The sequence below is a fragment of the Spirosoma gilvum genome, assembly GCF_054776815.1.
In genome coordinates, this window is the sequence record NZ_BAAHBH010000003.1 from 623,773 (window position 1) to 645,773 (window position 22,001).

22 protein-coding genes are annotated in these 22,001 nt (G+C 47.6%); 17 read left to right on the forward strand and 5 right to left on the reverse strand.

All coding sequences use genetic code 11. The features are described 5' to 3' along the window. Positions 1 to 27 precede the first annotated feature (27 nt). The 3 genes from ACYVFD_RS10845 to ACYVFD_RS10855 form a co-directional block, all read right to left on the reverse strand. Positions 28 to 2,430, reverse strand: coding sequence for an ABC transporter permease (locus ACYVFD_RS10845; RefSeq protein ID WP_461090030.1), 2,403 nt, complete (start codon positions 2,428 to 2,430; stop codon positions 28 to 30). 122 nt (positions 2,431 to 2,552) lie between these two features. Next, on the reverse strand, positions 2,553 to 3,230 hold the full coding sequence (locus ACYVFD_RS10850; RefSeq protein ID WP_461090032.1) for an ABC transporter ATP-binding protein: 678 nt from the start codon (positions 3,228 to 3,230) through the stop codon (positions 2,553 to 2,555). A gap of 334 nt (positions 3,231 to 3,564) precedes the next feature. Further along, on the reverse strand, positions 3,565 to 4,704 hold the full coding sequence (locus ACYVFD_RS10855; protein ID WP_461090034.1) for a helix-turn-helix domain-containing protein: 1,140 nt from the start codon (positions 4,702 to 4,704) through the stop codon (positions 3,565 to 3,567). 425 nt (positions 4,705 to 5,129) lie between these two features. On the opposite strand from ACYVFD_RS10855, the gene ACYVFD_RS10860 reads away from it, so the two are divergent. The 17 genes from ACYVFD_RS10860 to ACYVFD_RS10940 all read left to right on the forward strand — a co-directional run bounded on the left by ACYVFD_RS10860 (position 5,130) and on the right by ACYVFD_RS10940 (position 19,975). Further along, positions 5,130 to 5,318, forward strand: coding sequence for a hypothetical protein (locus ACYVFD_RS10860; RefSeq protein WP_461090035.1), 189 nt, complete (start codon positions 5,130 to 5,132; stop codon positions 5,316 to 5,318). Further along, positions 5,308 to 5,811 (forward strand): hypothetical protein, encoded by a 504-nt coding sequence (locus ACYVFD_RS10865; protein WP_461090037.1) that lies wholly within the window; start codon positions 5,308 to 5,310, stop codon positions 5,809 to 5,811. Before ACYVFD_RS10860 ends, ACYVFD_RS10865 begins: the two co-directional genes overlap by 11 nt. A 184-nt stretch (positions 5,812 to 5,995) precedes the next feature. Beyond that, positions 5,996 to 6,832, forward strand: coding sequence for a hypothetical protein (locus ACYVFD_RS10870; protein ID WP_461090038.1), 837 nt, complete (start codon positions 5,996 to 5,998; stop codon positions 6,830 to 6,832). A gap of 19 nt (positions 6,833 to 6,851) precedes the next feature. Further along, positions 6,852 to 7,685, forward strand: a complete 834-nt coding sequence (locus ACYVFD_RS10875) for a DKNYY domain-containing protein (RefSeq protein ID WP_461090039.1) — start codon at positions 6,852 to 6,854, stop codon at positions 7,683 to 7,685. Positions 7,686 to 7,705: 20 nt separating this feature from the next. After that, complete coding sequence (locus ACYVFD_RS10880) at positions 7,706 to 9,238, forward strand: TPM domain-containing protein (protein ID WP_461090040.1); 1,533 nt, start codon at positions 7,706 to 7,708, stop codon at positions 9,236 to 9,238. Positions 9,239 to 9,385: 147 nt separating this feature from the next. Continuing rightward, the gene (locus ACYVFD_RS10885; RefSeq protein ID WP_461090042.1) at positions 9,386 to 9,646 is read left to right on the forward strand and encodes a hypothetical protein; all 261 of its coding nucleotides are present in this window, start codon (positions 9,386 to 9,388) and stop codon (positions 9,644 to 9,646) included. Further along, positions 9,630 to 10,811 (forward strand): outer membrane protein assembly factor BamB family protein, encoded by a 1,182-nt coding sequence (locus ACYVFD_RS10890; protein ID WP_461090043.1) that lies wholly within the window; start codon positions 9,630 to 9,632, stop codon positions 10,809 to 10,811. Before ACYVFD_RS10885 ends, ACYVFD_RS10890 begins: the two co-directional genes overlap by 17 nt. A gap of 11 nt (positions 10,812 to 10,822) precedes the next feature. After that, positions 10,823 to 11,470, forward strand: coding sequence for a hypothetical protein (locus ACYVFD_RS10895; protein ID WP_461090044.1), 648 nt, complete (start codon positions 10,823 to 10,825; stop codon positions 11,468 to 11,470). Positions 11,471 to 11,628: 158 nt separating this feature from the next. Continuing rightward, positions 11,629 to 12,123, forward strand: coding sequence for a hypothetical protein (locus ACYVFD_RS10900; RefSeq protein WP_461090045.1), 495 nt, complete (start codon positions 11,629 to 11,631; stop codon positions 12,121 to 12,123). Positions 12,124 to 12,203: 80 nt separating this feature from the next. Further along, positions 12,204 to 13,334, forward strand: a complete 1,131-nt coding sequence (locus ACYVFD_RS10905; protein WP_461090046.1) for a hypothetical protein — start codon at positions 12,204 to 12,206, stop codon at positions 13,332 to 13,334. 16 nt (positions 13,335 to 13,350) lie between these two features. Further along, positions 13,351 to 14,106: a leucine-rich repeat domain-containing protein gene (locus tag ACYVFD_RS10910; RefSeq protein ID WP_461090047.1), complete on the forward strand. Its 756-nt coding sequence runs from the start codon at positions 13,351 to 13,353 to the stop codon at positions 14,104 to 14,106. Between the two features lie 21 nt (positions 14,107 to 14,127). Next, positions 14,128 to 14,619, forward strand: a complete 492-nt coding sequence (locus ACYVFD_RS10915; RefSeq protein WP_461090048.1) for a hypothetical protein — start codon at positions 14,128 to 14,130, stop codon at positions 14,617 to 14,619. A 113-nt stretch (positions 14,620 to 14,732) separates the two neighbouring features. Then, the gene (locus ACYVFD_RS10920) at positions 14,733 to 15,350 is read left to right on the forward strand and encodes a hypothetical protein (RefSeq protein ID WP_461090049.1); all 618 of its coding nucleotides are present in this window, start codon (positions 14,733 to 14,735) and stop codon (positions 15,348 to 15,350) included. Positions 15,351 to 15,370: 20 nt separating this feature from the next. After that, positions 15,371 to 15,607, forward strand: a complete 237-nt coding sequence (locus tag ACYVFD_RS10925) for a hypothetical protein (protein WP_461090050.1) — start codon at positions 15,371 to 15,373, stop codon at positions 15,605 to 15,607. Between the two features lie 174 nt (positions 15,608 to 15,781). Beyond that, positions 15,782 to 16,159, forward strand: a complete 378-nt coding sequence (locus ACYVFD_RS10930) for a hypothetical protein (RefSeq protein ID WP_461090051.1) — start codon at positions 15,782 to 15,784, stop codon at positions 16,157 to 16,159. Positions 16,160 to 16,303: 144 nt separating this feature from the next. Beyond that, positions 16,304 to 16,936, forward strand: a complete 633-nt coding sequence (locus tag ACYVFD_RS10935; RefSeq protein WP_461090052.1) for a hypothetical protein — start codon at positions 16,304 to 16,306, stop codon at positions 16,934 to 16,936. A gap of 30 nt (positions 16,937 to 16,966) precedes the next feature. Beyond that, the gene (locus ACYVFD_RS10940; RefSeq protein WP_461090053.1) at positions 16,967 to 19,975 is read left to right on the forward strand and encodes a two-component regulator propeller domain-containing protein; all 3,009 of its coding nucleotides are present in this window, start codon (positions 16,967 to 16,969) and stop codon (positions 19,973 to 19,975) included. A gap of 85 nt (positions 19,976 to 20,060) precedes the next feature. On the opposite strand, the gene ACYVFD_RS10945 is transcribed toward ACYVFD_RS10940, so the two are convergent. Both ACYVFD_RS10945 and ACYVFD_RS10950 read right to left on the reverse strand, forming a co-directional pair. After that, positions 20,061 to 20,447: a hypothetical protein gene (locus tag ACYVFD_RS10945; protein ID WP_461090054.1), complete on the reverse strand. Its 387-nt coding sequence runs from the start codon at positions 20,445 to 20,447 to the stop codon at positions 20,061 to 20,063. A 119-nt stretch (positions 20,448 to 20,566) separates the two neighbouring features. Beyond that, the gene (locus ACYVFD_RS10950) at positions 20,567 to 21,589 is read right to left on the reverse strand and encodes a LacI family DNA-binding transcriptional regulator (RefSeq protein WP_461090055.1); all 1,023 of its coding nucleotides are present in this window, start codon (positions 21,587 to 21,589) and stop codon (positions 20,567 to 20,569) included. Between the last annotated feature and the right edge of the window lie 412 nt (positions 21,590 to 22,001).

Sequence of the window (22,001 nt, forward strand, 5' to 3'; positions counted from 1 at the left end):
AGGAATAGGCTTCGTTCGTCTGCCCTGTTATTCATAGGCTAACGCTTCCCGAGTGGTCAGGCGATTGGCTCGCCGGGCAGGGTACAGGGTGGCCAGGTACGACCCAATAACAATGATGCCAACCCAAATGCCACAGGCAAGGGGTGAAATAGTAAGGCCCAAGGGTGTACGGAAAGCCATATTGCCAATGAACCGACCCAAATAAGTCGATAGCAGGAGCGAGAGCATAAAGGCCGCAACTAGGCTGAATCCGCCGATGGCTAGTCCTTCCCATACAATCAGGTTGCGGATGCGGGTAGGGGTGGCACCAATGGCCCGCATTACCCCGATTTCCCGAGTTCGTTCCATCACGTTCATGCTCATCGTAGAGAGCAAACCCAGCGTGCCAACCAGTGCCATCAGAATCGCCATCGCCATCAGCGAATTCACCAGAATCCGCATGTGGCCAGCAATGGCATTGTGCAGCAGCCAAACCGGTACACTCGACCGAACAGGAATACTTGCCTGCTCAAGCCGATTTTCGACCTCGTTGATTTTTGGTTTTACATAAGCTCTGTCGCGGTTGGTAAAGGCCATACGAAGCATTGTCGTTCGGTCGACGGGTGGGATTACTTTCGAGAGGGCATCTGTAGAAACATAAGCCGTCGCTGGCGAACCAACATCTTCCGTAAACCCAACGATTCGCCAGACCGTAGGTTTGCCGCCAATGGATAGTATCAGTTTGTCACCGATTTTTTGTTCTTTTTTGCGTGCTAATTGATTTAGTACAACGTCGTTTGTGCCCTGATTTTGTAGCCACTGGCCGTCTGTTAGGGTAGGGTTCAGTAGCTTCGTTGGAATGGGTAATGCCTGAATCGTAAAACTACCGTGTCCTTTATCGGGATAGGTGTGCGTGATAGCGGTCGAACCTTTCTGAGCAATCGATGCCGGAGCAAAGTAGCCAACTTCAATCCAGGCCACACCGTTCAGCCTCTTCAGTTGAGCCATGGCTTCGTCGGCCTGTGTTGGATTGGTTAACCGGATTTCGAGGTCGTACAATCGTTGTGTGTAAATACGTCGAAGATTAGTATCCCAGGCCGACGATACATTCAAAGCGGTCATAAACATAGCCCCGCCAGCGGCCAGAAGCCCCAGGGTCATGGTAAGCCGGGTACGTTGCCGGAATACATTTCGTAACGAGAGCAGGAATGTTTCGCTCAGAAAACGGGCCGAAGACAACCGGGTGAACCAGGCTGAACCTGCCTTTTCCGACTGCGAAACCCCATAATTGTCCAGCGCCTTGCGCACCGGTAGGCGGCTCCCCCGGATGACTGGCAAGGCGGCTACCAGTAGCGGGATTAGAATACCCGTAGCTATCTGGAGCAGCGGCACCCAGTTTGGTATGCTGGTGTCTGTTAGTTCGAGATTGAGCAGGGTGGCAATGCGTGTGTACAGAACCGAAGCTGCTAACTGACTAAGGGGAATGCCAACGACCAGTGCCACTACGCAGAGAATGGTCATCATGAACAGGTAAAGACCCGCAATCTGGCCAGACGTAGCTCCGATGGTTTTCATGACGCCAATCTGACGCACCTGTTTGACCATGAGCGTTGCCATCGACGTAGCGACCAGAATAGAGCCAAGCACCAAAATCAGATAGCTAAACACGATAAAGATGGTCATGATCGAACTCATCTGACTTTGGTGCGGATGCCGGTTGGGTGGTGGTACCTGAATTTCATGGACCCGGTACCCCTTTTTCTCCAGCCATGCCGACACCGTTCGGGCTTGTTCAGTAATGCGCGGTGCCGAATTACTATCCGATGCTACCTGTATTTTGAGTTGATTGAAATTCTGGGTTTCGCCCAGCCAGTGGAGGGTTTCCAGCGTGATGTAGCCGTAACCCGCCTGTTCCTGCCAGGCGGGAGCGAGGGCTGGGTCGTGAACGGTGCCCGAAATCTGCACTGATTTTGGGCTGCCTTGCTGGGTTTTGACGGTGATAATGGCTCCTTCGTTGGCATCCATCATACCCAACGCTGTTCGTTCAACCAACATGGTTCCTACTGGTGGAGCTGTTGCTCCTGACACATGATGGAATTTGCTGATCCGAAGATCATCGAAGCGGTCAACAACGAAAAGTAACAGCGGGTACCATCTGTCGTTGACCTTCATCCGGGCCATCAGCGTAGCGCGTCGGTCGGCTTCTTTAACAACGGGTAGCCGTTTGACACTATCGACCAGCGTGTTGGAAATGGAGTCTTCGAGTTCAATGGTGGCTGATGCGGGTAAGGTGCTGGTATAATTGGCAGTCATTTCCCGGTTCAGAACCGAGTAACCGCCCAGAATACAGCCAATGCCAAACACCCCAATAGCAATCGACAGAACCAGCATACTATTCTTTGCGTAGTCCGACGTAAGATCCCGCAGGACTTTCAGGTATCTAATTTTCATAAGTGAAAGGTTGGTTGAAACACAGAGGCACAGAGTACACAGAGTACACAGAGTACACAGAGTACACAGAGATTTTTAGCTCTCTATTTCTCTGTGTACTCTGTGCCTCTGTGTTTAATAAATTAATCAATAACACCGTCAGAAATGGCGATGGTATGGTTGAATCCGGCCGAAAATTCCTTTTCATGGGTGACTACGATGACTGTTTTGCCAGCCTGAGCCAGTTTGGTAAACAGTTGAAAAATAGCCGAGGCAGTTTGTGAATCCAGATTGCCCGTCGGCTCGTCGGCGACGATGATGGGCGGGTCATTGGCCAGGGCTCGGGCAATGGCCGCCCGCTGTTGTTGCCCACCCGAGAGAGCCGACGGAAACTTGTCGGCCTGTTCGCTGATGGCTACCTGTTCGAGTAAGTGGAGCGCTCGGTTTTTTCGCTCGGCTTTTGGATAGGTGTCGCAGAAGTCCATGGGCAACATCACATTTTCCAGAATGGTCAGCGTTGGCAGGAGCTGAAAGAACTGGAACACCACGCCTATATTCCGACCTCGCCAGGACGCCAGCGCACTTTCAGAGAGCTTATCGATCCGAACCTCATTGACCGTGACACTGCCCGTAGTCGGTTTATCGATGCCGGTAATGATGTTAAGCAACGTGGATTTACCACTACCCGATTTTCCGGTTATGGCGACCAGTTCACCGGCCGGAATGCTAAGGGATACCTGCTTTAACGCCTGAAATGGGCCAGCCGCTAACGTAAAGGATTTCGTTACGTCGGTGAGTTCGATGACGGTTTTGTGTTGCACGTTGTTTCGCGTTTTTGAGGCAATTCTCGCAAACGAAACCAGGGCAATCGTCTGGCTACATCCCGGTGGACGTGTTTTAATATTGAATGATAGAATGATAGAATGATTGAATAGCTGACGCAAAACCTATTCTATCATTTACTCATTCTAAGTACTCAAGCGAAACTAGTTTAGCGTATGCTGCCAGGACATTTCTGTCATCCCGAGGAACGACCGGGCCGCCGGAGCGGGGATCTTCGGAAACGGAATAAAAGGCAATCTCCGAAGATCCCCGCTCCGGCGGCCCGGTCGTTCCTCGGGATGACAGAGAATAACCTAATGTATTTTCACAACCCTACTTATCATTCAACATTTTCATATAATCGCTGGGGGTTAGGCCTGTGAACCGTTTGAAGATGAGGTTGAAGGTCGATTTGGATTTGAAACCGGCTTCCAGAGCAAGGCCCAGTAGATTGAAGTGCTTCATGGTCGGATCGTTCATAAATGCCTTCACCTGATCGACCCGGTACTTATTGACGAAGTTGTAGAAGTTATCACCGATGCCGTCATTGATCAACTGAGAGAGTACACTTCGGCTGAGGTTGAGTCGTTTTGCCAGATCGCTCAGCGTCAACTCCGGATCGAGGTAAGGTTTTTCGTCGTCCATATACAGAAGCAATCGGTCGATGAGCTGTTGGTCAGGCTGTTTGGTGGCTGTTGGTTGTGTCTGGGGCGCAGTGACCGGTGGCTCCTGAGGAACCTCGTTGGGTGAGATAGTGAAAATTGCTTTCTGAAGAATGCCTTTATAGCCTAACGCAAAAATGGACAGTGAAAAAAGGACCACTATGGTCCGGCCCGACCAGAACATTGTGCTGTGATGAATCACATTCACCAGAATGAGCAGAAAAAACAGGTTGATGCCCAGGAAGACGCCCATGAAAAATCGCACCCAGGCAATACTGACATTTTCGGTGTTCGATACCTCCTCTTTGATCTGTTTCTGATAGGCAAGCCATCGTTTGTGAATAAAAAACAGATAGGCTGAAAACTGGATAACCATACAGAACCAAAATACGCCGGAACGCCACGACCGATGATCGTCCAGATAGCTAATCAGTGAATTGGTGGTGGGTAGGCTTTTGAGCAGGAGCGAGAAGAAAATAGAAACCAGAAACGGAAAAAAATGAGTAATTGTCGGAACGGATAATCGAACGCGGTGGCCGGTTAATTCCTGTACATAGAGCCATAGTAAGGGAGCGATCAGGAAAAAAGTGGGATCGCCCAGTGCGTAGGATTTTATCGAAAAATGGCTGACAACCCGACCGGCAAATGTTGTATGCAGGATGGTGAACGACATGGCCAGCAACAGAATCGACAGGAATATATTGGCCCGGCTTCCCCGAACGCTTTTGTTATTGAGCAGCAAGGTTACAAACACGCCCTGTGCAATACCTGCGTAGATGATGATTAAGGAAAGCTGTTCGAAAAAGGCCACCAAGTCGCTGAATGATCAGGGGAGAAAACAAAATACCGGTGTAAAAATATGGGTTAAGGACGAGTGATGCGTCCACTGGGATACTGTTGGACGGTTTAAACAAGTATGGAGGGATTTTTCTTAAGGCAGATCACGAGAAGGAATAGATTGCTCAAACGTTCATTTATTGTAATCGTAGAGCTGTTTTATATCAGATGAATCTTTCAGATTGAGTTACAACTTAATCCCAAATTGCTCAGACTAATCATGGTAAATCAAGAGAAAATGCAGTGAAAAGTAGTGGGACAACGGTATAGTTCTTATAAAGATGATTGTTATAAATATCGTTACTTTAAAGCCATTAACAATCTTTTTGGCGTTCTCATTGTTCTCGGTAAGAATACGATTGTATATTCGGCATCCTGTACGCAATAGACTGATTACTAATGAATGAACTAACCAAATATGAAAGCATTCAGGAGTTGAAGGCGACGGCAAAACCGATTGATCCTACTTCTGCCAAATCAAAAGAGCGTCATGATCGATTTGAGCGCTTTATCAATTCTCTAAAAGGTAGCAACGCGAAAGACGTGTCGGCTGTGGCTGCAAACGGGAATAATACGCATGGCTTATGATGACAATGACCATAATATATTCGAAATACTTAAGCGCAATGCAGTCGAATATATGGTCATAGGCGGTACGGCTGTGTCCTATTATGGGGAATACAGAAAGTCAAAAAATCCAAATGGGGCGGAAGTCGATAAACCTGATCTGGATTTGTGGTATGCTCCAACCTATGCCAATTATTACCGGTTACTGAATGCGCTGGCTGAACTTGGCCGGGACGTAACTGAATACAAAGAAGAACCATCCCCTGATCCCAAACGATCTTTTTTTAAGTACGAATTTGATGATTACACACTGGATGTTTTGCCAGTCATCAAAGCACCGTTAACGTTCAGGGAAGCCTACGCCCGACGAAAAGTGGTTGAGCATAACGGTGTTGAAATTCCATTCATCAGCCTTGACGATCTGATCCTTGATAAACAGGTATTGGGCAGACCAAAGGATTTAGACGATATTGAGAACATGAGACGGAATAATCCATCGTCTCTGAATAGATAAAAGGCACTCTGGCACCTACGTTAGGGTGCCTTTTTTAGGTCAGTTATAAAGTGGCTTACCAACACGAGTGTTCCACGTATCAAGTCGCGGCTACCGATTTGCGGGTATTCACCCCCACTTGTCAATCGACATCAATCATAGATGATGGCTACGCCAATTTTACGGTGAAGTTGATTGACTCATTATGAATCAGGACATACTCTATAAAAGCCTTTTCTTTGGTGCGTCGTATGCGCTTATCTTCTTTTTGGTGTACCGGGTGGGCCGAAAATCATCGCCCGCATTAGCGCGTAGGGTGGCCATCAGTAGCTGGGTATTTCTGATGGGAACAATGTGGCTGTTGGGTGGCAGTGCATCATCGCTTCTTTTTATCCCGCTGGTCATTTCAACGCTGTTTGTTTTCCGTAAAAAAGTAGACAGCGGTCTCCAGCAGTTTTTTCAGGACAATCACATTTACAAAGCCACCACTATTCCGGAACAGATTTCTAAACTATTAGGCAACCACTTCTATAGTTGTGCAGAAAGTACGATGACCACCAGGTCGGGCGATAAAGTACAATTTAACTGGTGGCAGGGCATGACTTCGTCGACAGTTCAGACGGGTAATTCCCGCACCACAACGTTCAGTCATTATGTGGTAATTTCGTTTGCCCCCAATGTCGTCAGCGACGAATTTAAGCAGATTGCCCGCGCTAAAGCCGATCTATCGAGCCTTACGTTTCGGCAAAAATTCAGACGCTTTTTTATACTGGATACTGAACGACCCTGCCGGATTGATGACGCACCGGATGGCAGTTTCCTGATCATGTGGCAAACGTACCAGACAGCACAACAGTACGCCTATTACCTCAACTGGCTGAAGGAAAACCTGTCGGTCAAAGCAAAAACCGTTGTAAAGCCTGTCGATAAGCCAGCCAACACGACCATTCCCATAAAAGCAATCCCGCAGTTGGGTCGACAAGCGCTGAATAAACCCATGCTGGAGCACGCGTCGAAAACGGTATCGAACAGTCGTTTCTAAATTCCACTCAATTACTGCTATGATCAGGCAATTAATCGCTTCTGCTGGCTTACTCATCATCAGCCTGTTTCTGAAAGGCTGTGGACCGAGTTCACGAAAAGGGTATCGGATTGAAAACGACAAGGTCGTACTTTATAGAGGATGGCCTGCTACTCGCTACCTGATCGAAGAGGCTGACCCAGAATCTTTTGTCGCCATCAATGACGAATGCGGGAAAGATAAAGCGCATGTTTTCTATTTAGGGCGAATTCTCCCGGAGGCTGATCCTGCTACGTTTGAATTCCTGGGCAGTGCCTATTCGAGAGATAAACGCAATGGGTATTCTGAGGATAAACTCATCAGCAACGACGGTCCTCATTTTAACATCGTGCCGAATCCAGCCGAGACGCCTGCCAACGTAACAGCGGAGGGTATTCCCTATGCGCATGATCGCTACCGGGTCTATAAAGGAACATTTATTATCGAGGGAACTGACCCCGCTACGTTCGTTTTCGTGCCCATGTTCAATGGCTATTATCTGACGCACGATAAGCAAGGCGTCTATTTTAGAGATCGGCCGATCGAAGGGGCGGATGGAGCGACATTTCAGAGGGTATCAGCCTTTCACTTCAAAGATGACCGCCATGTCTGGGGAATTGTATTGGGTAGAGACATCTACTGGAGCCCTATTGAAAAAGCCAATCTGGCGTCATTTACGGGTGTGGGTAAGTACTACGCGAAAGACAAACAGCATGTCTACTACGAAAATGAAATTATTGCTGACGCCGACCCTGCCACGTTCGAAGAAACCGGATACCTCACTGCAAAAGATAAGCATGGCAATTACCAATCTGGCCGACGCTCAACCAATTGATTCCCGACTACCTACTTCCCATGAACCGCTCACTCATCAGAATCGCTATCTTTTTTTGCCTGTTGTCTGGTGGACTACTTACCAAAAGTCAGGCACAGTCGTACACACTCGAAACGGTTCCTAACCCGAAGCAGAGCCGAAGCACACATTATGTCAGTAATCCAGATAAGATACTATCGGATTTTGCTGTTGACCGGATTGAGGAGGTATTGCGAAAGCTGGAAGATTCCACAACGGCACAGGTGGCTGTTGTCTGCGTCAATTCCATTGGTGAAAAGGTCCCCAAAGACTTTGCTACGGCTCTTTTTCGGAAATGGGGATTGGGCTATCAGCAAAAAAATAACGGTCTGCTGGTTCTGCTGGTGAAGGACCAACATCGGCTCGAAATGGAAACGGGGTATGGTCTTGAGGGAATTCTGCCCGATGCCGTTTGTAGCCGTATTCAGACCCAGAAAATGGTTCCGTTGCTCAAAGTCGGCGATTTCGATGGGGCTATGATCAACGGTGTAAAGGAAGTCGCGCGGTTGATTAGCGAGCCGGAAGCGGCCAAAGAGGTTTACGACTCGTCGAAATACTCAGGATCATTGAACAGTGGGGCCATAATGATTTTGTTCATTCTCCTGATTCCGTCGCTGCTCCTGCTCCGAATGATTACGTTCTTCTTCCGGTTTGCGAATCCAATTGCTGCACAGGTAGATAAATCGATTAGCGAGTCGAAGGGGCGGATGGCGTGGGCATTTCTGCTGTATGTTGTCATGCCTATCGTCCTGGGAATTTTAGTGATTGAACTTCGGGAACCACTGGCGCTGCACGGCTGGAAAATCCTCCTGATCCTGTATGGGTATGTGGTAGCGGTGGTTTGGGATGCTCGTCGGCGTCGGCTGAAAGCGTACCATAAGCTGTTTAATTTAATGACCGAGCCACAGCGGTACGTTCGTTATCGGGCAACCGGACTCAGTGGCTGGGGGAATATTCTGCTATTCCCAATTCCATTTGGCTGGCTGCGCTATAGGGATAATCAGGTATTGAATGAATTACGGAATCACGACCGCAAATCGGCCAACGGCTACGAAATGATTAAAGTAACGGGCAGCCGTAAAGAGGCCTTATTGACCGACTATCAGAAGGTTGAAGAGCAGCTCAAGACGGTTGAATATGATGTTTGGCGGAACGATGCGCACGATATTACCGAAGCGATTGGCTATGAGGATATTGAGAAAGTGGCGTACCAGCGTTGTTCAAAATGTTGCTCGAAGGCCATGATTCAAACCCAGACCCGAACCGTGAAGGCCGCAACCAAAGAACGGGAAGGCCGTGGTATGAAGGATTATGAATGCAAAGCCTGCGGGCATCATAAAGAAACCGCTTTCACGATTCATAAAATTGGTTCGGGCATTTCATCGGGCGATTATTCATCAACGACCTATTCCTCATCAGGTAGTAGCTTCTGGAGCAGTTCGTCAGGTAGCTCATATAGTAGTAGCAGTAGCAGTAGTAGCAGCAGTTGGGGAGGAGGTAGCTCAGGTGGCGGTGGCGCTGGCAGCAGTTGGTAAAAAGTTGATTCTCGAATCTGTGAGGGCAAACCTTGTGTATGGTGTGACCCCATCGGGGGCAAATGTCTATAGTCTTGCCGTTTTTTATAAACGTACGACCCCGACGGGGTCGTACTATGGGAAGATAATCTAATGTTTCTTAAGGATATGTGTCTCAAAGCCTATATGGCGAAACGCCGGTTGGAGGGCCAGATTCGGCGACTTTCGGAGGTCGAACGGCAGGCTATTCTGAAGGCATCCCCTTATGAATCAGGCTGGTTTCAGGGTGAGGGCTTTCACATCTTTCTGAAGGCCGAGCCCGATTTCGAAAAAGCCTATGTCGACAGCGTAGGGGAGGTGTCTGCCCGGATGGCCGAAGACTGGATTATCAGAAAATACCTGCTGGCTGAGCATGAAAACCGTCGCTAATGTGTTCATTGGATTTTTATTATTCTGTGCCGTGCTGGGTGGGGTCATCAACTTGTTTCGAGGGAAATCTGCTGAACAGAAGTCCTATTTTGCGGCTAACGCTCCAGTCAAGGCGATTACGTTGTCCTTGCCTTTTCCGACAGATCTGTTGTATCAGTCTTCACCAGATTCGACCGTAGTAATCGGTACGAGAAAACAGGAATCAGGCTTTTTGGCCATCAGTGCATTTGATCGGTCAACAGCAAAAAGACTGTGGCAGTTACCTCTGGAAGGAACTGTAGTTGGCCAAACTCGTCGGCAGTTGCTGGTGTACGAAACAAAAACCGCGACGGTTCATTTCGTTGACCCGCGAACGGGAAAAATTACCCGCAAGGTTTCGCCCGAACCGGCTCCACTGACCAGTCCATCAAGTCTTTATACGGGTATGGCCTTTACGGACGAACTCTATTTGACAACGAAGCCGCTGTATCAGCAGGTGGTTATAGACGGTAAAGTCGATACGGCCTGGCGAATTGGGATTACGGCTAAAACCTGGGAAACGAACGAGCTGAACTGGTTTGTTCCACCCGTAAACCAGATCGTGACTATCGCGTATCCGCCTGTCGTTTACGGAGATAAGGTGTTGATCATTAATGCCGAACAGAAAGTAGGGGAGGGGCATTCCTTCCAGATCGTCTCGCTGAAAACGGGTCAAGAACAATACCGCAGTACAACAGCAGGAACGTATTACCTGCTCGGACAAAATCACGTTGTTGAACGTACCAACACCTTTGTTCGGCGGGTTGATCCCTTCGCCCAGCGGGAAATCTGGCGACTCGATGGTAACTTTTCGTTCGGGCAGCTCTGGGCGATGGGTGATCAACTATCGATTTTATCCCGACGTTCGGATGATACAGGGAATACGTTACGTATAGTGGATAGCGTCAATGGACGATTAAGAAAACAGATCGACCTGCCATTTTTTAAAGAGACAGCCATCAAGGGGGCTTACGTTACTCGCGATAACCAGCTTCTTCTTCATTTCGCTGAACCGAATTTCAGTGAGTCTGGTACGCATCTGTACGATTACTGGGTGTGTTACGATCCACAAACCCGGCAAGCCTTGTGGCGCACCGATTTTCATAGTGAATCAATCAGCAGTTTACTTCCTTTTATTCACCTTTAATTTATCAGTCAATGAAAACCATTCTATTGGGCCTGAGCACTGTGTTTGGCCTATATACCAATCCAAGTGTTGCCCCTAATTCGGCGCAGGACCTGAAAACCTATATGACCCTTCGTGATCAGATCAAAGCGCTGGATCTTGCCGAGCTGAAAAAAATAGCGGCTAATCCAAGTGAGAAGAACGTCAGGAAAGGCCTTTCTACGTTTTATATTTTCCTCAAAACGCCTTTGCCAGCCAATAACCCTGCCGCCGGAAAATCGGCTATCGATGCGCTCGAAACCGCTGCCAATACCTACATGGACCCAATTGCCTATGTGAAACTGGCGATGGCCTATGCGCAGGATAACCCTACGTTTGCGCTAAAACAGGATCGTACGAAAGCCTTGAAATACCTGTCCATTGCCTGGGAAATTGCTGATCTGTCGGATCGTGCAACGGGCGATAATGCCTTACTAACGTTAATTGTCAACAACAGTCTGGGGCTGGGCGACGGCTTTGTGGTTGAAAATACGAACGGACGATTCGCCATGAAAAAAGCGCTTGATGCCATCCGACCCGAGGTGCTGAGTGCGCGTAGTCGATTTAAGAAACTATATAACCTGACGGTAAAAGACGAGAACCCTGGTTCTACAAATGTTGAGCGGCATTATGGCGGCTAATCGGCAGAGTATCGACCCAATTGGCCATTTATAAGGCCGTGTCCACCGGCTATAAAGCTAAATCCGCGCGGTATCGAGTTTCAATATTTGCCCCGGTGGGCGGTGGTAATTTTGACTCAATCAAACGATCAATCAAAACACAAACGCTCTAAATCGACATGGACTCAACTCAAAACCCTGCCCCAGCCCAACCCAACAATCCATACGCTGTACACGATGAGCAATACAATCGGGTAACCAACATGATTCAGTGTTACGTGGAATCGGTCGGCCTGACCCGTGAGGATACGTATAACCCCAAGAATAAAAACTGGCTTTGGAAAAAAGGCTCGGCGTCGATCGAAGTATTCATTGAAACCATTGTATTTCAGAGTGGTAGCCGACGGGATTACCTACGGATTTGTTCGCCACTGATGTCTATTCCTGCGAATAACCTGCTGAATTTCTATCGCCATCTGCTCGAACTCAACGATCTGAAGTTAGGGGTGAAATTAGGAATCATGCCTAATACCAATAAGGTTTTCGCTACTTATGAGCGCGACATTCGGGGTATAGACTATCAGGAGTTGATGACCTGCATCAGTGATCTGGAACTCTGGGCCGACGAACTGGATGATCAGCTAAAAGCACAATTTCCCGACTGGTCGAACTAGGTTAGGGGCTGTGGGGTCGGTTACTTATAACCGACCCATGAGGTTTCTCAAAACCCTGCAAAACGAGGCTTAGCGATCAAATGAATTACACGGCTATTTTCGGCATAGGATTGCTTTCATTCGCCTTCTCAGGTTGTCTCAGTCAATCCGATACGCATCCCGACATCCCGCTTCTGCCCCAGACTGATAATGCCCGTATTCGGGTTGATTCATTGCCAGATACCGCCGTTCATCGATTCGCTTTCTCGGCCGATAAGACAAAAATCTATGCGATTGTACTCACGGCCTCTACGGGGGTCTTTGCCCAGCACACACTTGTTGAATTCGATCAGAAAGGACACCGGCTACGTCAGCTTCCGTTGGGTGAATTAAGCGTTCAAACAACGGAGCTGGCGTTAGGTCAACGCGATTCGCTATTGTGGCTCTGGTCCGATATTTTTTATGTGTTTGACCTGAAGCAGTTTAAAGTTATTGACAAGCTGCCTGCGTATTGGACGGGTAATTATCCGAACAAGGATATCGACGACGCAAAAGAGACCCAAGAAAGCAACAAGTGGCTCCACCAAAAACAGCAGGCACTTAATCAGCAATTTGGTATTCAGAAAGCCGATTCTGTAACGTTTGCCGTGCTTGAAGGCAATAAAGCTAATGAAAAGGCCTATCGGGACGCCATTCGGAAAGTCCAGAATCAGGTGCAGATGGAACTGGTTCCAACGTGGAGTAAAGCTTTTTATGAGACGTACGTATTGGCTCGAATTCGATCGGGGCAATCGTCGTTTGGGTATCGAGGTGCGGATGGAAAGGAAACATATGTATTTACCCGTGTTACAGCCGATAGTACCGCCGTTTTCAGGCTTGACGAATCCGTTATCCAGAAAGCCGGCGTTGCGTTCCACAAGCCTGTTGTCAATCCCAGGGTAACCATCGACCAAACAAAATCACGCTATACGGACTCGGAAGGTAAGTCGATCGTCGATAAAACAAGCGCACTACGCCTTACCGAAGAACTTCAGACGCAGCATAATGACTTTTTGTTTGGTGGGAGTAAAATGGATCAGTTCCTGTTTTATTACGAGCTGAAAATTGGGGCTAAAACAGCTCATTTTAAGTGGGTTTACCCGGTTAAATTATCGGATGACTCCTACCTTCAATCGGCCAATGGGACCGTATTTTTGGTGAAAGAAAATACCCTTTGCTGGTTTCACGAGTAAGTTGATTCGCATGATCATGGCTATACGAAGTTTACTTTTATCGCTTGCAGTCACGGGCATTCTTGGCTACTGCTTTACAGTTGGTCTTACAGAACCCAATTCTCTGCTGAAAAAACTACCCGACTGGGCGGGTATACCCCTGTTTCTGGGTTGTGGATTAGTGTACCTGTTAGCGGCCTTTTGGGCTTTCAAAGGCTTTGGCGAACATAAAGTCTCCGCTATTGTGTCACTGGGATTCTGCGCCTTTGGCCTGGGAATTTATGCCGTGATCTTTTTGATGGAGTTTGGTCCGAAAACAACGACCGGCCAGTATGATTACGACTTTTCAACCCTCGATCCGACCGAAAAAGCCGTTGTCGCGCAATTGGCACACGAGTCTGGGCTACGTTTGGAAGATGCCACTTTTACTGAACACTGGCATATTGCTAATGAATCTAAAGGCTTTGGCATTTGCGTTCAGAAGGGCCACGTTACTGCGCTAAATTTTTCAAATCATCGTGTTCAGCAACTTGCTCTACTATCACAACTGCCTGATCTGGGCGATCTGTATCTTCAGCATTGCAGTTTGTCGGGCCTGGGCGGATTAAAATCAACAAAACTGGATCGGTTGGACGTGTCCGATAATCAGATTACAGAGTTAAAAACACTTCAAGGCTGCCCTAATTTGCGTTGGTTATTCATGCAGAATAACCAACTGACATCAAAGGATGGCCTCGACCAGTTCAAACAGCTTGTCAGTACCGATTTCAGAGGAAATCCTATGGCTCAATGATAACCGCTTTTCAATTGACTCATGGCATCCACTTTTCTTACGTATCGGCAACTCAGTTACCACACCGACTTAACCCCTGAGCAGATTGGGCAACGGTTGAGCGAAAACGTGATAACCGGGTTTACGTTTTATAGTCACAAACCCTACTATGGCGATTTTACGCCCTATAGCTTTTCGGTGCGGAAAGCAGGCAGTAAATTCAAGAAAGAAAGCATGAGCCCCACTGTCGAAGGGAGCTACCGGAACCTGGATGGGACAACGAACGTAATGATCAACATAAAGCCGAGCCCGGTGTTGATCATTACGTTTTTTGTGTTTGCCATTCCCCTGACACTTTTTGTCTTTGTCAGTATTACCGAATTTTTCAGGACCTTGAATCTGGCTGTTCTGGTTAGTGGTTTTGTGCCGCTGGCAATTCTATACGGCATTATCTGGCTCATTTTTCAGTCGCAGAGCAGGGCTGATATTCTGTTTTGGGAGTACACGCTGGCGCTTCGACAAAACCAGGCATAAACCAAAACCCACCATTTATCCGGCAAAAATCGCCTGATATACACTCTCACTTTTGAGCAGATGCGGTTCAATTAGTTTTGTTTCACTAATCTCGACCAATTACTGCTCTACGTATGAATACGCTTCAGGTTCTCAGTATTGGGGCCTTCTTTATGGCCTACTATTACTTCGTGCTTCGGAAGTATAACGCGCTGGGCTTCCGTATTTTCTCGCTTTGTTTCTTCACCGCCCTCTCTGTTTGTTACTGGTGGTACACCGATTACCGCGACCTTAAAAATGTGCAGGTACATGGCGTGTCTACTCAGGCTCTTGTTCTAAAAAAATCAGCGAATAGCCTCGACGTTCGTTTTACCGATCAGTCTGGCAAGTCGGTGGTGCGGACCCAAACGGGTGGTATTTCGGTCGATGAATTTGCGGCCGTGCAGGAAGGTAAGTCTGCGCCAATACTGTACAGTCCTCAGTCGGATCTGGTATATCTGGCCAGCAGCTATCAGCGTCAGATCAGCGATCATATCTATATTCTGGTTCTTCCAGGACTTCTCTTTCTGATTGGACTTGTGTGTCTGATTACGCTTCGAACGTATCGGGTTCATGCGTACAATGATGGTTCAATCTACGAATACGTGACCAACGAAAAAGGTGAGGTTGTGCTCGATGATGCCCGAAGCAGCACCACCAAAGCCTTTCGTAATTACAGCACTATGTCAAAACTCTTCGAACTCTTTAATTAACTCCTCAATCTAATCCTGCTATGAAATCGTTGTTCCCTTATCTGGTTATGTGTGTACTGTTTATTGCTGGCAACTACCTGGTGGAGCGGCAGCAGCAATACAAGCGCTCAAATCAGGAAGCAGCTCCTGTTCAATCAGCCCCTTTTGCAGGCGTTCCTGCATACGGTACAAATGCGCCGAAGATGCAACTGACTAGCAGCCCCGTCAAACATATGGTCGCGGATCGGCGGGCGTTAATGAACACACTTATGCAGTAAGTGTAGCCGATAGATTATTATTCTGGGGCATTGGGAACGTAGCGTTTTAGACTGTAATTCGTTTAAACTCGCTGCTCCCAGTGCCTCTTTTGTTAGCGTAAACCCGGAATCAATTCTAGCCCTTAGGGGCAAAGAACAAATAGTCTAATTAAGCCCCATTAAGATTCACCATACATGAAAGCCTTTCTCGTATTCGTTATCGCTCCTTTATTTGTTGCGCAGGAGATTTCCTACAATTTTGGAGGACATTTCAGGAAGGGTGATGAGAGCACACTATTAATAGATGTGCGGGATGGCGATTATTGGGTAACCTTACTAGAGAAGCCCATAAATGGCAAATCAGCCTGTGAGCTTTCGGGAAGAGCTAGTGTCAGAAACGGCAACCTGCATGTGCGTGTACAACAGGGTGAACAAGCCATTACGCTGATTGTCAGGGCTACCGATCATACCAGAACAATGGTTGTTAGAGGCCTCCGAAAAGCCGATCAGGTGAATCTGACACATGTCTGCTATAGCAAATCATTGGCGGGCAAGTATAGTCGAATGGAATAAGACGATTGCTGTTCTGCCACTTTTAAATCCAGATTCTCCGTCTGTTTGGCAATAGTCTCTATTGATATAGTCTTCAGCTTTACGCTGGTTGATTGTGGTTACTTCGGGCTATTAACGAAATCAATCAAGCCCGCATACACAATCATGAAACGTTTCTCTTTTTTCCTCTTCTATAGTATGCTTACCGCCCAAACTCTTTTTGCTCAGGATGGTGCCTGGCGCATTGAGCAGGCTAAACTACCCAATGGCAATTCTTATACGGGCTCTCTGACGATTTCGCAGGCGGGTCAGGTATTTGATGTGAACTGGAAAACAACAGCAGGTAATTATAACGGATTAGGGCTGATGGCCGATGGAAAGCTGTTTGTTGGCTATGGACTCGGTGGAGGCTGCGGTATTGCTGTCTATAAAGTAGATAAAGCCACTCAAAAGCTTGAAGGTGCCTGGACCGCTTCGGGTATGAATGGGGCGACCGGTACCGAGACATTGACGGGTCGTGACGGGCTGTTTGATGTGGTCGGAACGAATCCTGATGGGGGTGTTTACCGTGGGAAACTTACCCTGCAAAAAACAGGCGACACCTTTCAGGCGCAGTGGCAGGTGGCAAACCAGACCTATAACGGAGTTGGCTTTATAAGCGGTGATTATGTAGTGATTGGGTATGGGCCCGGCCAGGCATTTGGTACTGTCGAATACGTCCTGGCTGGCAATAAAGCCCGTGGCCGATGGGCAATGGGTGGTGGCAGTCAGTTCGGTATAGAGAATATTATGCGTTAATCGTGTAATTTGCTTACAAAACGTCAGCGTATGCGGTATGTATGGATTGCCTTACTGGTTTTGAGTGCCTGCCGGGTAATTCATGCTCAGATGCCAACGCTAACCCTCGACCGCCTGACTACCAAAGATGGTCTTCCCTCCAACGATGTCTGGTCAATCACGAAAGATAAGCAGGGGTTTTTATGGGTAGGTACCGGCCGAAGTGTTTGCCGATACGATGGCTATACATTTCAGCCGCTGAATGATGAAAAGCTAGGCTATTGTTCGGGGCTATCGACGGCCGGGGATGGAACCGTCTATGCATCCATTGCCACAAAAGGGCTTTGTGCTATCAATCCCCAATCGCTTACGGTTTCGACTATCCTGGCCAATAATTACGGCGATGCCGACCGGACCAACGATACCCACGACCGAGCGTTTGTCGATTCCTACAATCAGGTTTGGGTGTGCGATTATACGTCGGTAAAGCGTTATGATCCCGCTCATAAAAGTCGCCATCTGTACGCACTTTCGTCAACCGGAAATAGTCACCAGGACGCTACGTTTTTTGAAGATCGGCAACGACGTCTTTGGATTGTTTCAGAGATTGGGCTTTACGCATATGATCGCCAGAAAGACCGGGTTGTTTGTTTGTTGGGCCAGGAAGCTCGTCAGCCCAAAAACAGCCGACCAATCCGACTGGAAATGGCTTTTGACGATGCCAATGGGGCTATCTGGATGGGGGCTTACGACAATGGATTAGTCCGGTTTTCGCCCAGCGATTCGTCGTTTCGCTTTGTTCAGAAAGGATTCGAAAACCAGAATGTGATTTGCGGGAAGGAGTCGGTGGATGAAAACGACCGAAAGCTGCTGTTTGTGGGGAGCGAAAAAGGACTGAGTTTGTATTACCCGGATCGGGATGAGCTATACCCACTGACCGATTTTTTCAATAAAGGTATTCACGTCAAAACCATGTTTGACGATACCGAAAACGGCATTCTCTGGATTGGCACGCGGGAAGGTCTTTATAAATACAAATATCGAAATACCGGTATCCATACAGTCGATATTCCGGCCAACCTGGTTCCCGGTTCAGCAGGTATTACCTGCCCGATGCGAATGCCCAACGGTAACTACCTGTTAGGACTGTCGCAGGTTGGAGCGCTGGCCTGGCAACCGGCCACCAATTCCTTTCGGTTGGAACCTTACCCCGTAAATGCTTACACGTATCAGCTTCGGTGGATTCAGAATCGGCCCATTGTGTTTACCGATAAGGGGGTGTTTGCTGGTAATCCGATTTCCGGCCGTTTTTCGACACTTCCGGCCGCTAGCCAGTTGTTTACCAGTATGGAGTTTCGCGATGGGCTCCTGGATAGAAAAGGCCGATTCTGGCTGGCCAATCTCACGGAAGGCCTAAAAGTAATCGACCCGGCCACCAACCAGGAAATCAAACTCTGGCCGGATGTTGAACACTGTCGGCTGATTCAAAATAACTACATTAAAGCCATCGAGGAGGGCGTAGACGGCAAAATCTGGATCGCTACCTGTCCCAATGGGTTATACTATTTCGATGAACAATTGGCTCGGTTTGTCAATATTTTGACCTTGCCGGTCAACAAAGGAAAGTCGCTGAGTGGGCTTTGTATCAATGCCTTACATCGAAGCCGGGATGGGGGTATGTTGATGGCGAGCTGGGGGGGAGTCAATAAGATTGCGGCATCGGGCCAGATCATCACCTCGTTCGATTATCAGCATGATAAACTGGCGGATACCTACTGTTCGAACATTTTTGAAGATAAAGCGGGCAACCTGTGGTTCAGTACCAACGAAGGACTTCACATCGGAAATCCGAAAACACGGACTATCAAATATTTGTCGACCATCGAAGGCCTGCATAGCAATTACCCGGTCGGATTTCTGGATAATGGGGCCGACGAACTGATTCTGGGCTATGTCAATGCGCTGAACATTGTTGATGTAAACAGCCTTCATAATGCTAAAACCAAACCTCGTATTGTAATCAGTTCCGTTGAGGTGAAAGGAAAACGACTTAGCCAGGATTTGACTCGGGAGATCGTTGTACAACCAGATGAAAATCAACTGACGCTCAACTTTTCGGCGCTTAATTTTGACCCTGCTACGCAGAATACCTACAGCTACCAGCTGGAAGGCTTTGATGCAAACTGGGTGAATCTGGGTAATCAGCACGCGGTTTCGTTCACGAACTTGCCGCCTGGTTCGTACACCTTACAGGTAAAAAGCTCTAATAGCTTCGGCCTGACAAGTGATAAACCACTGGTGCTTCGTTTACTGGTAAAACCCTATTTTACGGATACCTGGTTTTTTAAATTACTGATCGGGTTTGCTGTTGCCGGGCTGGTGGTCGGTATTATGCGCTGGCGAATGAATACACTTGCCGAACGAAATCGGCTGGATCTGGAAGTGACTGAATGGCGGCTTAAAGCCTTGCAATCACAGATGAATCCACATTTTTTGTTCAATTCCCTCAATTCGGTACAAAACTACCTGCTTACTAACCGGAGCGTGGAAGGGGCTAAGTATTTATCGAAATTTTCGAAACTGGTTCGGCGTATTATGGAAAACTCGAATCATCAGTACTTATCCTTTGAGCAGATCATCGATACGTTGCGGATGTATGTAGAAATTGAATCGTTCCGGTTCAATCAGGAATTTAGTTATGCATTTGACATTGAGGACGATGAAAGGCTGATGGATGCGATGTTGCCGCCTATGTTGCTGCAACCTTATGTTGAAAACGCGATCTGGCATGGCCTGATGCCCAAGGAAGGGGAAAAAAAAGTAACTATTTCGGCCCGGGTTGAGCAGGATCACATTGTTTGTGTGATTGAAGACAATGGCGTCGGCCGTGCGTTTGCTCCACGGGCAGAAGGGCACATCTCGCGAGGTCAGGAAATGACGCGGGGAATTTTTGAATCCCTTCGACACAAAGATAGTTCGGCTAAAATAGAATTGATCGATTTGTTCGACGCGACTGGTAAGCCTTCGGGTACACGTGTCCAAATGACCATCCCGTTGTAACCCAGCGAATAAATTGCTGGCCAATCAGGCACAGGCAGAACTGGAAATTTTGTGTTTTGCCTGTGCCTGAATAGTGTATACTCAATCAATTTGACGATGTAGAAACGGATGGCGATTTGATCAGCCGCTTTTTACGCCGTTTCTTCTGGGCAGCCAACTGGCAAAAAACCGTTTGTAGCAGGTCGGTTTGACCCGTATAGTCGGCTCTGGGCTGAAACCAGTAATTGGTTAGTTCAATGGCTTCAACATTCTCCAACTCAACCAATTGCCAACGACTTGGGCTATGGGTGTCGGGCACCATGTCCAGGCAGTAGCCATATATGGTCAGCAACTTTCTCCCTTCTTTGGGAAACCCGAACTGATAAGGCTCCAGGGTTCGCCAGCTTTTATTCTGCTTAATTTGGATGACCCGCTGAGTCGCAATGGCTGAGTCGATGATACTCCAGACGGAATCCGGTTGAGTAGTAGTCATGGTTATTTAACTATGGGTATATAGAGGAAATATTAGCCTATATATATCATATACCATGCCAATTCGGAGAGAAGATAAATATTTTTAAAAGGTTTATTAAGCTGTGTATCAGACTTTATCTAAGCTCCTTGTGCTACAGTAGAGCCACGGATAATCAGGCGGGTAGGCAGGACAACTGATTCTGATATAGGCCGTTCCTCGTCTGCCTGAAGTTGCTTGATAAGCAAGCGGGCGGCCTGTTTACCTAACTCATCTACAGGTTGTGCAATTGTAGTTAGTCCTGGTTCGATCAGCGCTGAAATTGGGTCATCACTAAAGCCGACAATGGCCAGTTCGTCGGGCACCCGAATACCCCGGTTTTTGGCCACATTCAATGCTTCGAGGGCGGTTGGGTCATTAATGGTGAACAACGCATCGGGCGGATTGGGTAAATTCAGCAGATGATTGACATAGATATTAGCCTTGTCCAGGTTTAGATCATACGAGATAATAAGCTCAGGATCAATGGAAAGTCCATTTTGGGTTAGCGCATCCCGATAGCCATTGAGTCGGCTACGGCTGTTGGTTAGCGTATCCGGGCCGGCCAGATGCGCAATACGCCGTCGTCCGGTTTTGATCAGGTGATCAACCGCCTGAAATGCTCCATTATAATCATCGACCGTTACTTTTGATACGTCCATGTCTTCGCAGACGCGGTTGAAAAACACGACCGGAATGCCTTTACGCTGAAAGATGCGGAAATGGTCGAAGTTGCGGGTTTCTTTGGTATGCGATACAATCAGCCCATCGACCCGGCTGGCCAGCAGGGCTTTCGCATTGGTGACCTCCGTTTCATACGACTCATTGGAGTGGCAAATCACTACGTTGTAACCCGACTGAGCCAGTTCTTCCTGCGCGCCAATAATGACTTTGGGGAAGAAAAAACTGATAAACTCCGGTACTATGATACCTACTGTACTGGTCCGGTTGGTCAGTAGCGAAATGGCCAGTTGGTTTCGCTGGTAATCAACCTGAGACGCCATCTCCAGTACACGCTGGCGCGTCTTCGCGTTTACATTCGGGTGTCCCGTTAAAGCCCGCGATACGGTCGATTTTGAAATGCCTAACTCACGGGCAATATCGATAATGGTTGTCTGATGCATGGGGTTAGGCTATGGCCTTTCGTTTAGCCAATTGGACGTCACGTTTTTGAAATTATGGCTGCGTAAGAATCTCAATAATTATACTATGTTAACTGCGGGCTGATATGATTTTTCTAATAGTTAAGACTGATTTAGTACTTATTCTAAGATAAACCCAATGTAATTCTACTGTAGTTATTGGGAATGTTCCCAAAAAATTGGGAACATTCCCAATAAAAAAAGTCAAAAAAATCTTTGTAGAATGACGGTTTGGCGGTAATATCAACCAATGGATAACAAAACGCTTGTTTTTAAGGGCTTTTAGCCTGGCCGATCAATTCGGGATTTAGCAAGCTATCAGTTGCCCAGGTAAATTAAGAATTTTCAAAGACTTGCATTTTTCTAATTTAGTTATTCCCAAACCGAACAGGCA

Excerpts from the sequence above, each read along its gene's own strand:
- ACYVFD_RS10845 (WP_461090030.1), bottom strand. The coding sequence starts at position 2,430 with ATGAAAATTAGATACCTGAAAGTCCTGCGGGATCTTACGTCGGACTAC.
- ACYVFD_RS10860 (WP_461090035.1), top strand. The coding sequence starts at position 5,130 with ATGAATGAACTAACCAAATATGAAAGCATTCAGGAGTTGAAGGCGACG.
- ACYVFD_RS10865 (WP_461090037.1), top strand. The coding sequence starts at position 5,308 with ATGGCTTATGATGACAATGACCATAATATATTCGAAATACTTAAGCGC.
- ACYVFD_RS10870 (WP_461090038.1), top strand. The coding sequence starts at position 5,996 with ATGAATCAGGACATACTCTATAAAAGCCTTTTCTTTGGTGCGTCGTAT.
- ACYVFD_RS10875 (WP_461090039.1), top strand. The coding sequence starts at position 6,852 with ATGATCAGGCAATTAATCGCTTCTGCTGGCTTACTCATCATCAGCCTG.
- ACYVFD_RS10880 (WP_461090040.1), top strand. The coding sequence starts at position 7,706 with ATGAACCGCTCACTCATCAGAATCGCTATCTTTTTTTGCCTGTTGTCT.
- ACYVFD_RS10885 (WP_461090042.1), top strand. The coding sequence starts at position 9,386 with ATGTGTCTCAAAGCCTATATGGCGAAACGCCGGTTGGAGGGCCAGATT.
- ACYVFD_RS10890 (WP_461090043.1), top strand. The coding sequence starts at position 9,630 with ATGAAAACCGTCGCTAATGTGTTCATTGGATTTTTATTATTCTGTGCC.
- ACYVFD_RS10895 (WP_461090044.1), top strand. The coding sequence starts at position 10,823 with ATGAAAACCATTCTATTGGGCCTGAGCACTGTGTTTGGCCTATATACC.
- ACYVFD_RS10900 (WP_461090045.1), top strand. The coding sequence starts at position 11,629 with ATGGACTCAACTCAAAACCCTGCCCCAGCCCAACCCAACAATCCATAC.
- ACYVFD_RS10905 (WP_461090046.1), top strand. The coding sequence starts at position 12,204 with ATGAATTACACGGCTATTTTCGGCATAGGATTGCTTTCATTCGCCTTC.
- ACYVFD_RS10910 (WP_461090047.1), top strand. The coding sequence starts at position 13,351 with ATGGCTATACGAAGTTTACTTTTATCGCTTGCAGTCACGGGCATTCTT.
- ACYVFD_RS10915 (WP_461090048.1), top strand. The coding sequence starts at position 14,128 with ATGGCATCCACTTTTCTTACGTATCGGCAACTCAGTTACCACACCGAC.
- ACYVFD_RS10920 (WP_461090049.1), top strand. The coding sequence starts at position 14,733 with ATGAATACGCTTCAGGTTCTCAGTATTGGGGCCTTCTTTATGGCCTAC.
- ACYVFD_RS10925 (WP_461090050.1), top strand. The coding sequence starts at position 15,371 with ATGAAATCGTTGTTCCCTTATCTGGTTATGTGTGTACTGTTTATTGCT.
- ACYVFD_RS10930 (WP_461090051.1), top strand. The coding sequence starts at position 15,782 with ATGAAAGCCTTTCTCGTATTCGTTATCGCTCCTTTATTTGTTGCGCAG.
- ACYVFD_RS10935 (WP_461090052.1), top strand. The coding sequence starts at position 16,304 with ATGAAACGTTTCTCTTTTTTCCTCTTCTATAGTATGCTTACCGCCCAA.
- ACYVFD_RS10940 (WP_461090053.1), top strand. The coding sequence starts at position 16,967 with ATGCGGTATGTATGGATTGCCTTACTGGTTTTGAGTGCCTGCCGGGTA.
- ACYVFD_RS10945 (WP_461090054.1), bottom strand. The coding sequence starts at position 20,447 with ATGACTACTACTCAACCGGATTCCGTCTGGAGTATCATCGACTCAGCC.
- ACYVFD_RS10950 (WP_461090055.1), bottom strand. The coding sequence starts at position 21,589 with ATGCATCAGACAACCATTATCGATATTGCCCGTGAGTTAGGCATTTCA.